Source organism: Thiohalorhabdus denitrificans, assembly GCF_001399755.1.
GTDB classification, from domain to species: Bacteria; Pseudomonadota; Gammaproteobacteria; order Thiohalorhabdales; family Thiohalorhabdaceae; genus Thiohalorhabdus; species Thiohalorhabdus denitrificans.
This window is the reverse complement of sequence record NZ_LJCP01000011.1, coordinates 80,816-93,600: the sequence shown is the minus strand read 5'-3', so window position 1 is coordinate 93,600 and position 12,785 is coordinate 80,816. Positions and strand designations below refer to the sequence as shown.

Sequence of the window (12,785 nt, the reverse complement as noted above, 5' to 3'; positions counted from 1 at the left end):
GTATCCTCGGGGTAGGGGGTTAGGGGGAGAGGCAGCCGCCGGCGCCCAGTAGGGCCGCCGCCAGCACGGCGACCTCCCCCAGCTCGCAGGCGGTGTCCAGGACCGGGGTGTTGAAGCCGCCCAGCACGCGCTTGGCAACCCAGCGCAGGAGCGCGGCGAGCAGGGCCAGGGCGCCGAGGGCCGCCAGGGGGCCGGAGGCGGCCAGGGCCACGAGGATGGCACCGGCCAGGGTCCCCACCAGCACCGCCGCCCGGTCCATGCGGGGGATCCAGGGCAGGTCGCCGGGCTCGGCGGCGTGGGGCGTGGTGGCCAGGAGGGTCGTCAGCAGCACGCGGCCGGCCACGGGGGCCGCCAGCAGGCTCGCCCAGAGCTGATGGTGGATCAGGCAGCCCACCGCCGCCGCCTTGGCGGCCGTCACCAGCACCACCGCGCCCACGGCCCCGGCCCGGGGCCGGTCGGCGCGCATGATCCGCAAGGTGCGCCGCCGGTCCCCGCCGCCGGCGACGAAGGCGCCGAGGGTTTCGGCCAACCCCCGCAGGTGGCTGGCCCCCGTGAGCCCCACCCACAGCGCCGTGACGAGCAGGGCCGCCAGGACGGTGGGTAGGCCCTGGAGGAGGAGGGCGGCCGCCACCAGCCCCGCCCCCGCCACCAGCCCCGCCAGGGGGTACCAGGGCGCGGCCCGGGCATGCTCGGCAAGGGTGGCCCGGGCGGTGCCCGGCACGGGGATCAGGGTCAGGTCGGCGACGGCCAGCAGCGCCGGGTGCAAGTCAGCCTTCCGGCGGCCGGGGAGCCAGATGGCCGAGCCGGGGCCGGCCGTAGGGGGACTGGAAGCGGGCCCGCCCGGCGTAGGGGATCTGGAGCTGGAAGAGGTTCTCCAGGGGCATCCCCAGGTTGTGGGCGATGATGGTGCGCAGCACCCCGGCATGGCCGACGATAAGCAGGGGGCCGTCACCGGGAAGGTGCTCCTCGTAGGCGGCCAGCACCCGCCGCGTAAAGTCCTCCATGGGCTCCGTGCCCGCGGGACGGTTGCGCCAGGGGTCGCGCAGGAAGGCCTCCAGGGCCTCGGGCTCCTCCGCGCGGAGCTCGTCCAGGGTCCGGCCGGACCAGGGCCCGTAGTCCACCTCCATCAGGCGCGGGTCGCTGACCGTTTCCAGGCCCATGGCCCCGGCCAGGGCCTCGGCGAAGGCGGAGCAGCGCAGCAGGGGCGAGGTGACGATGCGCCGCCAGGGGCGGTGGGAGCCGACGGCGTCCCACATCTGCTCCCAGCCCCGCTCGGTGAGCGGATCGTCGGTCTGGCCGCGGTATTTTTTGCCTCCCTCGGGCTCGCCGTGGCGGAGGAGGTCGATGGTGTCTTCCATGGCGGTGTCGTCTTGCTCTTGGGACAGGGGTTCGTTGTCCCCATTTTATCGGAAGACAGGCCGCCCGGCAGGGTTGCAGGCGGTCGGCGCGGGGGCCATACTCAATTCCCGCAAAAAGGCTGGGCCTGTTTTTTAGACCTTGTCTAAATTTTTCGTGGATGATAATAATACGCTTACATTCTTGATCGCTAAACGCTTGGACAAGGAGAGGGGTATGAAGGCGACTGAACGGTTGCATTCCTGGGGACGGCGGGGAGGCTCCCTGTTAGCGGCGGCCGGCGCGCTGTTCATGGCCGGCAACGCCGCGGCCTACGACTGGCAGACCCTGCCCGAGGAGGCGCCCTCCCCGGAGGACAACCCCACCACCGAGGAGAAGGTGGAGCTGGGCAAGAAGCTGTTCTTCGATCCCCGCTATTCCGCGACGGGCACGGTCTCCTGCAACACCTGCCACAACGTGATGGAAGGCGGTGACGACGGCCGGCCCACCTCCATGGGCGTGCACGGCAAGACCGGCCCGCGCAACGCCCCCACGGTCTGGAACAGCGCCTTCCATGCCTCTCAGTTCTGGGACGGCCGCGCCGCCACCCTGGAGGAGCAGGCCAAGGGCCCGGTGCTCGCCGAGGTGGAGATGGGCGTGGAGGCCCTGGAGGTGGCCCTGGAGCGGGTGGCGTCCATCCCCGGCTACCGCGATATGTTCAAGGAGGCCTTCGCCGACGACGAAGAGCCCGTCTCGGTGGAGAACGCCGCCAAGGCCGTGGCCGCTTTCGAGCGCACCCTGATCACGCCCAACAGCCCCTACGACCGCTACGTGCAGGGCGACACAGACGCGCTCACCGAGCAGCAGGTCCGCGGTATGAAGACCTTCAACGAGGTGGGCTGCACCTCCTGCCACAGCGGGCCCAACTTCAGCGGCAACCAGCTGAAGCAGGAGAAGGGCGAGGGCGTCTATCAGAAGTTCCCCGCGTTCAGCGACAACGAGTACGTGGAGAAGTACCATCTGACGGACGACAAGGGCCGGGCCAAGGCCACCGGTGATGAGGCGGACGCCCACATGTACAAGGTGCCCACCCTGCGCAACGTGGCCCTGACCGCGCCCTACTTCCACAACGGGCTGGTGGAGACCCTGCCCGAGGCGGTACGGGTGATGGCCAAGACCCAGCTCAACCGCGACCTGACCGAGCAGCAGGTGGCCGACATCGTGGCCTTCCTCGAGGGTCTCACCGGGGAGTTCCCGGAGATGACCATGCCTCGCCTGCCCTCCAAGTCTGGCGAGAGCATCGTCCCGGCCACCGCCGCGGACGAATACGAGGGGGACGGCGGCGGCCACTAAGCCGATCCCCTCGATCCTGAAAGCGCCCGCCTACCCGGCGGGCGCTTTTTTATGGAACCTTTCCAGCTTTCGGGTGCTCCCGGGGGAGGCCGCCGGCCGGTACGGGCCTCAGTGCTTGCCGGGCTCCAGGGCCACGCCCCGACGGTCCCAGTTGATGTAGGCCTCCAGCTGGAGCATCTCGGCCGAGTCCAGCGCGAGCTCCTCGCCGTCCAGGGTGTTGTCGACGCACCAGTTGATCATGTCCCGCAGCTCCACCACCTCCCCCATCTGCTGCCGCCAGTCCTTCAGTTCCTCCTCCATGAACTCGTCCGCCGCCGCCGGCTGGACGGCAAGGGCTAGAACCCCTAGGCCTTCAGCCCGTCTCTGCCCATGGCAAGGGCAAGGCCGTCGGTGAAGGCCCGGTCCGGCTCGTGGCAGCTGGCGCAGCTGATGGTACCGTCACCGCTGAAGCGCTGTTCGTTGAACAGGCGTTCTCCGAGTGCGACCTTGGCTTCGGTGACCGGGTTGTCCTCGGGCACCGGCACCGGCGGCAGGCCGAGGGAGGGATCCCCGGGATCGGGATTCTGCGCCCAGGCAGATGGTCCGGCCAGCAGCAGGGCACCGCCCAGGACCATCGGTATGAGGCGACACATTGCGCTCCCTCCTCGTACAACCTTCCAGGTTTATACTTAGGTTAAAGTGGCGCCAGGGAATAAATAAGTTCAAACCACTGAAAAAATTAAGTTATTAAGAAAACTTTAATATTCCAAGGAAGACAAGAACGGTCCGTCTGCCGCGGGAGGGCATCCGGGAAGGGGGATACCCCCCAACCCCCTGTCCGCGGGGGCTGCGGGCCGATTGGGCGGGCTGCGGAGGTCGGGGAGGGGCGCGGCGGTACGTCCAGCGGGTCCGTGCCGTTGGCCCGAATGTACAACGGACCCCCCGGATGTCGTTGCCCAACGACAAAGAAAAAATCCTTTAAAAACAGAGTATAGAAAGGGGTGCTGGTGAAGGGGCGTTGCCAAGTGGGGACAGGGTAAGACCCGTTTTGGAGGCGTTGGCAGGGTTGAGTTATAGGCCCTTTTTTATGTTTTTGAAATTAATGGTTTTTTTGTTTTGGCACGGGGGTTGCTATATAGGGGGTGAACCGCTCCGCAGGCGGTTATCGGGACCGAAGCTCAAACGCTTAAGGAGGCCTGCCATGACGGGGCGACTGCTTTTTCTCCTGATCTTCGTGGCCATGGCCTGGGGTCTGCCCAAGCTCATGTAGCCCGCCCCCCCCTCGGGGCATAGATACCGACTTCAAGCTGGGCCGGGAAATGTGGGGGGAGCACAGCCGGCGGGCCCACCCCCAGGGCCCCTAAGAATGCACCTGGTTCCATGGGAATCCCCGTGATCCGGGGTGTGGGGGACAGCCCTCCTTCGGGAGGGCTTTTTTTATGTCCAAAGGCCGCCGCGGCGCGTCCGCCTCGGTAGCTTCCCGCCTGTCCCGTAGGATACATTGATCCTTACGGGCCGCACTCGCGGCCTCTCTCCGTTTCAGCGTCCAATGCAGCCCAAGCAAGGGGGTGGGAGAGGGTGACCGCAGCCAATCGCCTCATGATCGACATGACCAACTTTTTCGCCGACGCCGTGGGCGAGAGCGGCGTGGAGGCCTCGGAGGTGGAGGCCCTGAGCCCCCGTTTGGAGGGTCTCCGGGAGCGCCTCCAGGGGTGGCGCGCCGGGAAGGAGCCCAGCTTCTTCCACCTGCCCTTCGAGCCGGAGCACCTGGAGACCGTCTACGAATGGGGCCAGGAGATCACCGCCGGCTTCGAGCAGCTGCTCGTCCTCGGCATGGGCGGCTCCAGCCTCGGCGGCGAGATGCTGGTGCACTGTTTGGGGGGCTCCGAGGAGTTCAGCGACGTCCTGTTCATCGACAACGTGGACCCCGTGCGCATCGAGGAGACTCTGGAGGGCGTGGAGTGGAGCGATACCATGGTCCTCGCCATCTCCAAGTCCGGGAATACGGCGGAGACCCTGGCCCAGCTCCTCACCCTGCTGCCCCACATGGAGCGGGCCATCGGCGCCCGCGCGGTGAAGGACCACCTCCTCATCATCACCGAGGACGAAGGCGGCGGCCTCGCCGAGGTGGGGCGCACCCTCCGCGCGCCCATGGTGCCCCACCCGCCGGTGGGCGGGCGCTACTCGGTGCTCTCCCCGGTGGGGCTGCTGCCGGGCTACGTGGCCGGCGTGGACGTGGAGGGCATCATCGACGGCGCGGCGAGCATGGCCGAGCGCTGCCTGAGCGCCGACATCCGCGAGAACCCCGCCTTCTGGGGCGGCGCCACCCAGTACCTCCTCGCCGAGCAGGGCAAGAGCCTCACCGTGCTCATGCCCTACTTCGAGCGCCTCAACAAGGTGGGCTCCTGGTTCCGCCAGCTGTGGGCCGAGAGCCTCGGCAAGCTGGACGCCGAGGGGGAGAACCGCGGCCTGACGCCTTCCCGGGCCATCGGCGCCACCGATCAGCATTCCCAGCTCCAGCTCTACCTGCAGGGCCCCGCGGACAAGCAGTTCACCCTCTTCATCGCCGACGAGATGATCTACTACGGCGACCGCATCCCGGCCCGCTTCAAGGACATCCCCGCCGTTTCCCCCCTGGCGGGCCACTCCGTGGGCGAGCTGCTGGCGGCGGAGTTCATGGCCACCCGCGAGACCCTCACCCGCAACGGCCGCCCGAACCGCACCATCCGCATGCCGGCCCTGGACGCCTTCACCCTGGGCGAGCTGATCATGCTGCTGGAGATGGAGACGGTGGTGGTGGCCGAGCTGCTGGGGGTGGATCCCTTCGACCAGCCGGCGGTGGAGGAGGGCAAAGTCCTCACCCGCGAGTACCTGGCCCAGATGGAAGGACAGCTGTCCCTGTGAGGGGGGCTCGCGCCCCCGCCCCGTTCCTGTGGGAAAATGCCCGGTAGGGCGCGAGGCCCTTCGTAGGAGCGCACTTTAGTGCGCGATCCCGTTAGGATGCCGCGTCCTGTCGGTAGATCGCCCGCTAAAGCGGGCTCCTACGGCCGACGGCGCGCCCCATGGCACGCATCCAACCGCCCAGGAGGCAGCATGGCGACCATCTTCACCAAGATCATCAACGGCGAAGTCCCCGCGGAAAAGCTCGCGGAGGACGACCGCTTCCTGTCCTTTCTGGATGTCCGTCCCATCCGCCCCGGCCACACGCTGGTGGTGACCAAGCAGGAGACGGACTACATCTTCGACCTGGACGACGACACCCTCGGCGGTCTGCTGCCCTTCGCCAAGCAGCTCGCCGATCCCATCCAGCGGGCCACGGGCTGCAACCGCGTGGGAATCATGGTGGCCGGGCTGGAGGTCCCGCACTGCCACGTCCATCTGGTGCCCATGGACCGCATCAGCGACCTGGACTTCGGCAAGGCCAAGGACGCCACCGCCGACGAGCTGGCGGAGATGGCGGCCCGCATCCGGACGGAGCTGTAGACCCGACCGGACTCCTGGCCAAGAGGCTATTGTGGGAGCGGTCCGTGACCGCGACCTTCAGCGAGTCCATGGCTGGATCTGGCCAAAATTTGGTCGCGGTCACGGACCGCTCCCACAGCGCCTTATTTGCTCGATGGCAAAGCAAAAAAAGGCCCGCCCCCGGAGGGGCGGGCCTTTCTGCGTCCACGGCGCCGGGTTCAGCCCACGGGCATGGGGATCACGCCCAGGAACGAGCCCACGGTGATCAGCGCCGCGATTACGGCGAGCACCCCGAAGAAGGGCCACTTCTCACGGGTGAACATCACCCAGGCGCTGGCGAGGATGGCGGGGATCACCACGAAGACCCCCAGGGCCATGCCGAACATGGCCAGCCCCTCGCCGGTGGTCAGGTAGGACAGGTACCAGTGGTCCCCCGAAGGCCGGTCGATGCCGGTGCCCTGCCACACCCCGGCCACCTTCTCGCCCTCCCAGATGCGGGACAGCAGAATGGCCGGGGAGATCTTGCTGTCCGGGGTGAGGAAGCTGATCACCTGCCCGATCACGGCGACCACCGCCGAGAGGATGGTACCCCAGTAGATGGTGTCGCCGTAGACCACCCCGGCAAAGGGAATCTCGGGGCGCTGCTCGTTGCTCTGCTTTTCCTGGCTCATTGGTGCCCCTCCTTCTAGAGAACCGGGATGTCGATGCCCATCAGGGTCTCAAGGCCGCGCGAGATCAGCTTCAGGCTGGTGAGGAACAGAAGCACGATCAGGATGTAGCGGATGAAGTTGGCCTTGACCCGGGCGAGGATGTGGGCGCCCATGATTCCGCCGATGACCTGGCCCAGCATCCAGGGCACCGCCAGGGCGGCGATCAGCGCGCCGGCCTTGATGTACGGCCAGATGGCGGCGCTGTTGCCCATGGCCAGCAGCACGCCGCTGCCCGCAGCGGAGATCTTCAGGGGCGTGGTCATCACCAGGTTGAGCACCGGGACCACCGCCCAGCCGCCACCGAGGCCGAAGAAGCCGCCGGTGAAGCCCACCAGCAGGAACAGGATGCCGCCGAGACCCACGCGGGTGGACTGGTAGTGCACCACCCGGCCCAGGGATTCCTCGTAGTAGGAGCCCTTGAGGCCCACCCACTCGCTGAAGCGGCTCACCTTGCCCGGCTGCGGGTACTCGGTGTTCGCGCCGCCGACGATGAACATGGCGGCGATGAACACCAGGATCAGGCCGAGCAGCAGGCGCACGATGCCGTCGCCCGTGGCCCCCATGGTCTCGGACAGGGCGATGGCGGCGTAGGAGCCGAGCATGGCGCCCAGGATGATGGGGATGGCGCAGTAGAAGACGATCTTCACGTCCGCCAGGCCCTTGCGCATGAAGGGCCCGGAGGACACCAGACCGCTGAACATCGCCACCACCAGGCCGGTGGAGCGGATGATCAGGGTATCGATGGTGGTGAAGGCGAGCATGATGGGCGTGAACAGGACGCCGCCGCCCACCCCTGCGATCACCGCGACGATGGCGATCAGGGTGCTGAGGATGAAGGAGGCCAGCACCAGCAGGAAGGCCGCGTTGGCGTCCAGCACCTCCGTCCCGGAGAGCTGGTTGAAGGCGCCCATCACGAAATAGGCCAGGATGCCGAGCCCGATCAGCAGCGAGAGCTCGGGAACCCTTTTGACAAGCTTCTGCATGCAGTTCCCTCCCGTGGCGAAGGTGGGCCTGGGCGCCGGGAACCGGGCCGCCAGGCTATGTCAAAAAAGAATCATCTATGCCCAAAAAGAAAAACCGATCCGGGATTCGACAAAGCGCGCAAACTGTGTGGGCGCACCGAGAAAATACGCGGGAAAACGGAAGAACGAAAGGGGCCGGGAAGGGCAAAGGAGGGGTGTTACCCCGAAGGGGTATGGGAAAAACGAATCAGGTGGGCCGCCGGACCCCCTGGGTGGCCCCGGTCTGCGTGGTGGACTGGGCGGCCACGCGGTTGGCCCAGGCGCCCAGGGCGCGCACCGTGTCCTCGTGCAGACCGGCCAGATCGTCCGGCCCCAGCTGTCGCTCGATGACCCCGGTGAGCAGCGCCGCGGTGAAGGCGTCCCCCGCGCCGGTGGTGTCCACCACCGTCACGGACTCCCCCGAAAGGTCCACCCGGCTGGACGGGGTGGCCATGGTGGCGCCGTCGGCCCCGCGGGTGACCGCAACCAGCCGGACGCCGTGGTCGAACAGGTGCGCCAGGGCCCGGTCCTCCTGCTGGGCGCCGGTGAGCTGGAGCAGCTCCTCCGCGCTGGCCTTGAGGAGGTGGGCCCGCTCGATGGCCGAGCGCGCCCCCTCCAGGGCGCCGGGGCGGGTCTCCATGAGGGCCGGGCGCAGGTTGGGGTCGTAGCTCACCAGGCCGCCGTGGGCGCGGACCTTGTCCGCCGCCGCGCGGGTGGCGCCCGCCGCCGGCTCGCTGTACAGGGAGATGCTGCCGAAGTGGAAGACCCGGGCCGCGTCGAGCAGCCCGGCGGGGATGTCCTGCGGCCGGAGCAGCTCGTCCGCCCCGGGGTTGCGGTAGAAGCGGAAGTCGGGGACCTTGCCTTCACCGTACTGGATGAAGGCCAGGGCGGTGAGGGCCTCCCGGGTGCTGGTGAAGCCGCTCGTGTCCACGCCCCCGTCGCCCAGGTGCTGCTGGAGGAGCTCCCCGAAGGGGTCCTGTCCCCGCTTGCCCACGAAGGCGGCGGACACCCCCAGCCGGGCCGCGGCCACCGCCACGTTGGCCGGGGCACCCCCGGGGTGCGGACAGAAGCAGCCCCGCTCGTCGGGGACCATATCCACCAGGCATTCGCCACAGCTGATCAGTTCCGGCATGGCACCTCCTTGCCTCCCCTAATGCCCCGGAAGCCGGGGCGTGTCAAGCGCAGAGCCTCCCGGCCCCGACACCGGCCGGTTATCATGAGGGACGGGAAACCCAGCGAAGGGAGCGCCTATTATGCGGGTCCTGGCCGGAGACGTGGGCGGCACCAACGCGCGCCTGGCGCTAGTGGAGGCAGGGGCGGGGGCCCTGCGCGTGACCGCGGAGGAGTGGCTGCCGAGCGCGGACTACCGCGGGCTGGAGGACCTCCTGCGCGCCTTCCTGGACCGCCACGGCGGCCCCGCCGTGGAGGCCGCGGCCTTCGGCCTGCCGGGGCCCGTGCTGGGCGACCGGGTGCGGACCACCAACCTGCCGTGGGAGGTGGAGGCCGGCTCCCTCGGCCTGGTGCTGGGAACGGCCCGCGTGCGGCTGCTCAACGACCTGGAGGCCACCGCCCGCGGCATCGCCGAGCTGGCGACGGAGGACGTGGAGACCCTCGCCGCGGGCGAACCCGTCCCCGGCAGCAACCGGGCCCTGATCGCCGCCGGCACCGGCCTGGGCGAGGCCGGCCTGTTCTGGGACGGGGCCCGCCACCGCCCCTTCGCCACCGAGGGCGGCCACGCCGACTTCGCCCCCGCCGACGAGAGGGACCGCGCCCTGCACCGGTACCTGGCAGAGCGCCACGGCCACGTGAGCTGGGAGCGGGTGGTGTCCGGGCCGGGCCTGGTGAACATCCACGCCTTCCTCACCGCCCATCGCGGCCGGGCCGTTCCCGACCGGCTGGAGGCGGCCATGGCGGAGGGCGACCCGGCCGCCGCCATCGCGGCCGCCGCCGAGGACGGCTCCTGCCCCGTGTGCACGGAGGCCATGGAGCGGTTCGTGCGCTACTACGGCGCCGAGGCCGGCAACCTCGCCCTGAAGCTCATGGCCACGGGCGGCGTCTACCTGGGCGGCGGCATCGCCCCGCGCATCGCCGCCCGCCTCCGCGAGCCCGCCTTCCTGGAGGCCTTCCGCGCCAAGGGCGCTATGACCTCCCTCCTGGAGCGCATCCCCGTGCGCCTGATCCACAACGACCGCGCCGCCCTCCTCGGCGCCGCCCGCCACGCCGCCTCCGGCTGACCGCACCGGACCCCTCCCCCCGCCCGCGGCTTCCCCCGATGGTCGCCGCCGCGGCGTTCTGATACGCCGGTAGGGAGCCAGCCATCACCGAGCCGGGGGGAGCTGATGGAGGAAGACCGGAGCGCGGCGCCCGGCCCCGAGGGGCGGGGGTCCCTCGCGCAGCTGTTCGAGGACGGAGGGCTGCTCCAGCACCTCTTCCACCATTCCACCGAGGGGTTCCTGGCCCTCGATTTCCGGACCCTGGAGACCGTGGAGGTCAACGACGCCTTCTGCCGGATGCTGGGGCGCTCCCGGGCGGAGCTGATCGGCGAACGGCCCGACGCCTGGCTGGCCCCCGAGGACCGGGAGCCCTTCTGGAAAACGGCGGTGCGCCGGGGCGAAGAGGACAGCCGCCAGTACGAGGCGCGCCTGGTGGCCCGGGACGGCACCCGCGTGCCCGTGCTGGCCAACGCCAGCACCTGGTCCGCCGGGCCGGAGGGGCCGGCTATGTCCCTCGTCTTCGTCACCGACCTCACCCGCCTCAAGCGCACTGAGGAGCTTTCCGAGCAGCTCATGCACGTCCTGGAGGCCTTCCCCGGCCTAATCGGCATGTGCGACGGCCACCTGAACTTCCTCTACCACAACGCCTACGCCAAGGAGTTGCTGGGCGCCGACCGGGCGGAGGGCGTCACCATGCGGGGAACCCACCCCGAATGGGCCTTCCGCGTCATGCGGGAGGAGGCCTTCCCCACGGCGGCCAACGAGGGGTATTGGGTGGGCGATAGCGCCCTTCTGGACAAGACCGGCCGGGAGGTTCCCTTCCTGGTCACGGTGGTGGCGCACCACGACCGCGCCGGGGAGGTGCGGCGCTATTCCCTGGTAGGCATCGACCAGTCCGTGCAGAACCTCGCCGAGGAGAGGAGGCATCGCTACGCCGAGCAGCTGCGCAGCATCAGCCGGCTCATCTCCCTGGAAGGGCTCACCTCCCTGCTCGCCCACCAGCTCAACCAGCCCCTGGCGGCGCTGGGCAACTACGCGGTAGCCGGCCAGCGGCTGGTGCCCCAGGAATGCCCCGAATCCACGCGCCTCCGGGACCTGCTGGACAACATGCAGCGGGAAACCCGCAAGGCCAGCGATACCCTGGTGCAGGTGCGCAAATTCCTGAAGGGGGAGGGGCCGGACTTCCACGCCCTGGACCTGAACGACCTGGTGCGGCGGTTGCCGCCCTTCCTCCAGGAAGGCACCGCCTCGGGCCGCGTGCCCGTCCGCCTCCAGCTGGCGAAGGGGCCGGTTACGGTTGTGGGCGACCACCTGCAGCTCCAGGAGGTCCTGCACAACCTCGTCCACAACGCCCGGGAGGCCAATCGCGAGCGGAGCCCGAGTGACCCGGACCCCGTGGTCCTCCGCACCCGGCGGCAGGGCGGGGAGGCCCAGGTGGACGTGGTGGACGCCGGCCCCGGGCTGCCCCCGGAGATGGGCACCGACGTGCTCGTCCGCCCCTTCTACACCACCAAGAAGGGCGGCATCGGCCTGGGGCTCTGGGTGGCCTACACCATCCTGGAGGGCCACAAGGGCCGGCTGGAGGCCTTCGACAACCCCGACGGCCCCGGGGCCACCTTCCGCGTTCGCCTGCCCGTCGAGCCCTAATCCCGCGTCGGCGCCAGCCCCAGGAAGCGGTCCCGCTCCTCCCGTTCGGTCAGCAGGCGCAGGGTGTCCGGGGAGGTGGCGGCATCCAGGTAGGCGTAGCCCGCGTAGTCCCCGTTATCCGCGTTGCAGAGCTCCACGGTAAGGGCCAGGCGGAAGAGGTTGGGGGCGTCCGAAAGCGCTTCGAGGTCGCCCTGGTAGCTGCAGCCGTCCGCGCCGCTGCCGGTGACCGAGCCAAGGCTGTTCACGGAGAGGGAGAGCGTCCCGCCGTCGCGGGTCTGGGACCAGGTTCCCGTCAGATCCTCCAGGGAGACGGACTCTTCGAAGGCGTCCGCAGGGCCCAGGTCCAGGTCCCCGTCGCGCTCCGTGCCGGTGACCGTCGCCGTGAGCTCCTCCTCCGGGGCCACCGTGGCGGACACCGAGCCGGCCCCCTGCGCCTCCCCGACCGCCGAGTAGGCGCGGAAGTCCCCCTCCAGCGCCACCGGATCCTCCCCGGAGTCCGCCGTCCGCGACAGCCCGCCGGCGTAGGCTGCATCCGCCCCCGCGCTCACCACCACCAGCTCGCCTTCCCAGAGCACCGCCGTGGCCGAATCCCCCGCGGCGGCCCCTTCCAGGGTGAGGGTGCCCGTCCAGATGCCGTCCATCGAGCCTGCGCCCGTGCCGTCCTCCTCCTCGCCGGAAGACTGGGAGAACGCCACCCCCCAGCCGTTTTCCAGCTTGCAGCCGGAGGTGAGGGTGGTGATTGCCAGAAGGCCGAGGATTACCGAACCTGCCCGCATGGAATCCTCCCGGGGGAGAGCCAGCCTCGAATACAGGGAAGTGTTCCTTCACCCTTAGGGGAACCCTCTACCAAGCCTACCAGGACGACCCGTGGATTCTGGCTGGTCGTTGCACATGCCGGAACGCACCGGTCTGGCTCATGGCCGGGCCCCTTTCGGGTAATCAGCGCCTCCGGGGGGCCGGAGGCGGTGCGGGGGTGTTCCCTGCGTGCCGGCCTTCTGGAAAGGGAAATCCCGGAGGAGGGTTGGGGCTAACCCTTTGAATTCGGACGATAGTCCCGGAGGGCGGCGGTGTCCAGGCGGGCGGGG

General features: G+C 69.3%; 13 protein-coding genes. 5 read left to right on the top strand and 8 right to left on the bottom strand.

Annotated features, from left to right (window positions below; genetic code table 11):
• Positions 1–19 precede the first annotated feature (19 nt).
• Both AN478_RS09920 and AN478_RS09915 read right to left on the bottom strand, forming a co-directional pair.
• Positions 20–766: an adenosylcobinamide-GDP ribazoletransferase gene (locus tag AN478_RS09920; RefSeq protein ID WP_054966462.1), complete on the bottom strand. Its 747-nt coding sequence runs from the start codon at positions 764–766 to the stop codon at positions 20–22.
• A gap of 1 nt (position 767) precedes the next feature.
• Positions 768–1,358, bottom strand: coding sequence for a histidine phosphatase family protein (locus tag AN478_RS09915; RefSeq protein WP_054966461.1), 591 nt, complete (start codon positions 1,356–1,358; stop codon positions 768–770).
• A gap of 214 nt (positions 1,359–1,572) precedes the next feature.
• Between AN478_RS09915 and AN478_RS09910 the strand changes: the two genes are divergently transcribed.
• Positions 1,573–2,688: a cytochrome-c peroxidase gene (locus AN478_RS09910; RefSeq protein ID WP_176758728.1), complete on the top strand. Its 1,116-nt coding sequence runs from the start codon at positions 1,573–1,575 to the stop codon at positions 2,686–2,688.
• Positions 2,689–2,796: 108 nt separating this feature from the next.
• On the opposite strand, the gene AN478_RS14530 is transcribed toward AN478_RS09910, so the two are convergent.
• Entirely contained in the window at positions 2,797–2,988 is a 192-nt protein-coding gene (locus AN478_RS14530; protein WP_054966460.1) for a hypothetical protein, read from the bottom strand.
• A gap of 44 nt (positions 2,989–3,032) precedes the next feature.
• On the bottom strand, positions 3,033–3,320 hold the full coding sequence (locus AN478_RS14795) for a cytochrome c peroxidase (protein WP_082433016.1): 288 nt from the start codon (positions 3,318–3,320) through the stop codon (positions 3,033–3,035).
• A 925-nt stretch (positions 3,321–4,245) separates the two neighbouring features.
• Here AN478_RS14795 and AN478_RS09895 point away from each other — a divergent pair.
• The gene (locus AN478_RS09895; RefSeq protein WP_143004070.1) at positions 4,246–5,571 is read left to right on the top strand and encodes a glucose-6-phosphate isomerase; all 1,326 of its coding nucleotides are present in this window, start codon (positions 4,246–4,248) and stop codon (positions 5,569–5,571) included.
• A 189-nt stretch (positions 5,572–5,760) separates the two neighbouring features.
• Complete coding sequence (locus AN478_RS09890) at positions 5,761–6,150, top strand: HIT family protein (protein WP_054966457.1); 390 nt, start codon at positions 5,761–5,763, stop codon at positions 6,148–6,150.
• Between the two features lie 197 nt (positions 6,151–6,347).
• Here the strand turns inward: AN478_RS09890 and AN478_RS09885 are convergent, their stop codons facing one another.
• From AN478_RS09885 to AN478_RS09875, 3 genes are all read right to left on the bottom strand, one after another.
• Complete coding sequence (locus tag AN478_RS09885; protein WP_054966456.1) at positions 6,348–6,800, bottom strand: hypothetical protein; 453 nt, start codon at positions 6,798–6,800, stop codon at positions 6,348–6,350.
• Positions 6,801–6,814: 14 nt separating this feature from the next.
• On the bottom strand, positions 6,815–7,822 hold the full coding sequence (locus AN478_RS09880; protein ID WP_054966455.1) for a sulfite exporter TauE/SafE family protein: 1,008 nt from the start codon (positions 7,820–7,822) through the stop codon (positions 6,815–6,817).
• Between the two features lie 226 nt (positions 7,823–8,048).
• A complete protein-coding gene (locus AN478_RS09875) occupies positions 8,049–8,972 on the bottom strand; it encodes a carbohydrate kinase family protein (RefSeq protein WP_054966454.1) in 924 nt (307 codons plus the stop codon).
• 121 nt (positions 8,973–9,093) lie between these two features.
• Here AN478_RS09875 and glk point away from each other — a divergent pair, with 121 nt between their 5' ends.
• Both glk and AN478_RS09865 read left to right on the top strand, forming a co-directional pair.
• Entirely contained in the window at positions 9,094–10,074 is a 981-nt protein-coding gene (gene glk, locus AN478_RS09870) for a glucokinase (RefSeq protein ID WP_054966453.1), read from the top strand.
• 105 nt (positions 10,075–10,179) lie between these two features.
• Positions 10,180–11,700 carry a PAS domain-containing sensor histidine kinase gene (locus AN478_RS09865; RefSeq protein ID WP_054966452.1) on the top strand — a complete coding sequence of 507 codons (1,521 nt, stop codon included), beginning with the start codon at positions 10,180–10,182 and terminating at the stop codon, positions 11,698–11,700.
• On the opposite strand, the gene AN478_RS09860 is transcribed toward AN478_RS09865, so the two are convergent.
• Positions 11,697–12,476, bottom strand: a complete 780-nt coding sequence (locus AN478_RS09860) for a hypothetical protein (RefSeq protein ID WP_054966451.1) — start codon at positions 12,474–12,476, stop codon at positions 11,697–11,699. The two genes, AN478_RS09865 and AN478_RS09860, sit on opposite strands and share 4 nt — an antisense overlap.
• Positions 12,477–12,785: the final 309 nt, after the last annotated feature.

Excerpts from the sequence above, each read along its gene's own strand:
- AN478_RS09915 (WP_054966461.1), bottom strand. The coding sequence starts at position 1,358 with ATGGAAGACACCATCGACCTCCTCCGCCACGGCGAGCCCGAGGGAGGC.
- AN478_RS09910 (WP_176758728.1), top strand. The coding sequence starts at position 1,573 with ATGAAGGCGACTGAACGGTTGCATTCCTGGGGACGGCGGGGAGGCTCC.
- AN478_RS14530 (WP_054966460.1), bottom strand. The coding sequence starts at position 2,988 with ATGGAGGAGGAACTGAAGGACTGGCGGCAGCAGATGGGGGAGGTGGTG.
- AN478_RS14795 (WP_082433016.1), bottom strand. The coding sequence starts at position 3,320 with ATGTGTCGCCTCATACCGATGGTCCTGGGCGGTGCCCTGCTGCTGGCC.
- AN478_RS09890 (WP_054966457.1), top strand. The coding sequence starts at position 5,761 with ATGGCGACCATCTTCACCAAGATCATCAACGGCGAAGTCCCCGCGGAA.
- AN478_RS09885 (WP_054966456.1), bottom strand. The coding sequence starts at position 6,800 with ATGAGCCAGGAAAAGCAGAGCAACGAGCAGCGCCCCGAGATTCCCTTT.
- AN478_RS09880 (WP_054966455.1), bottom strand. The coding sequence starts at position 7,822 with ATGCAGAAGCTTGTCAAAAGGGTTCCCGAGCTCTCGCTGCTGATCGGG.
- AN478_RS09875 (WP_054966454.1), bottom strand. The coding sequence starts at position 8,972 with ATGCCGGAACTGATCAGCTGTGGCGAATGCCTGGTGGATATGGTCCCC.
- glk (WP_054966453.1), top strand. The coding sequence starts at position 9,094 with ATGCGGGTCCTGGCCGGAGACGTGGGCGGCACCAACGCGCGCCTGGCG.
- AN478_RS09865 (WP_054966452.1), top strand. The coding sequence starts at position 10,180 with ATGGAGGAAGACCGGAGCGCGGCGCCCGGCCCCGAGGGGCGGGGGTCC.
- AN478_RS09860 (WP_054966451.1), bottom strand. The coding sequence starts at position 12,476 with ATGCGGGCAGGTTCGGTAATCCTCGGCCTTCTGGCAATCACCACCCTC.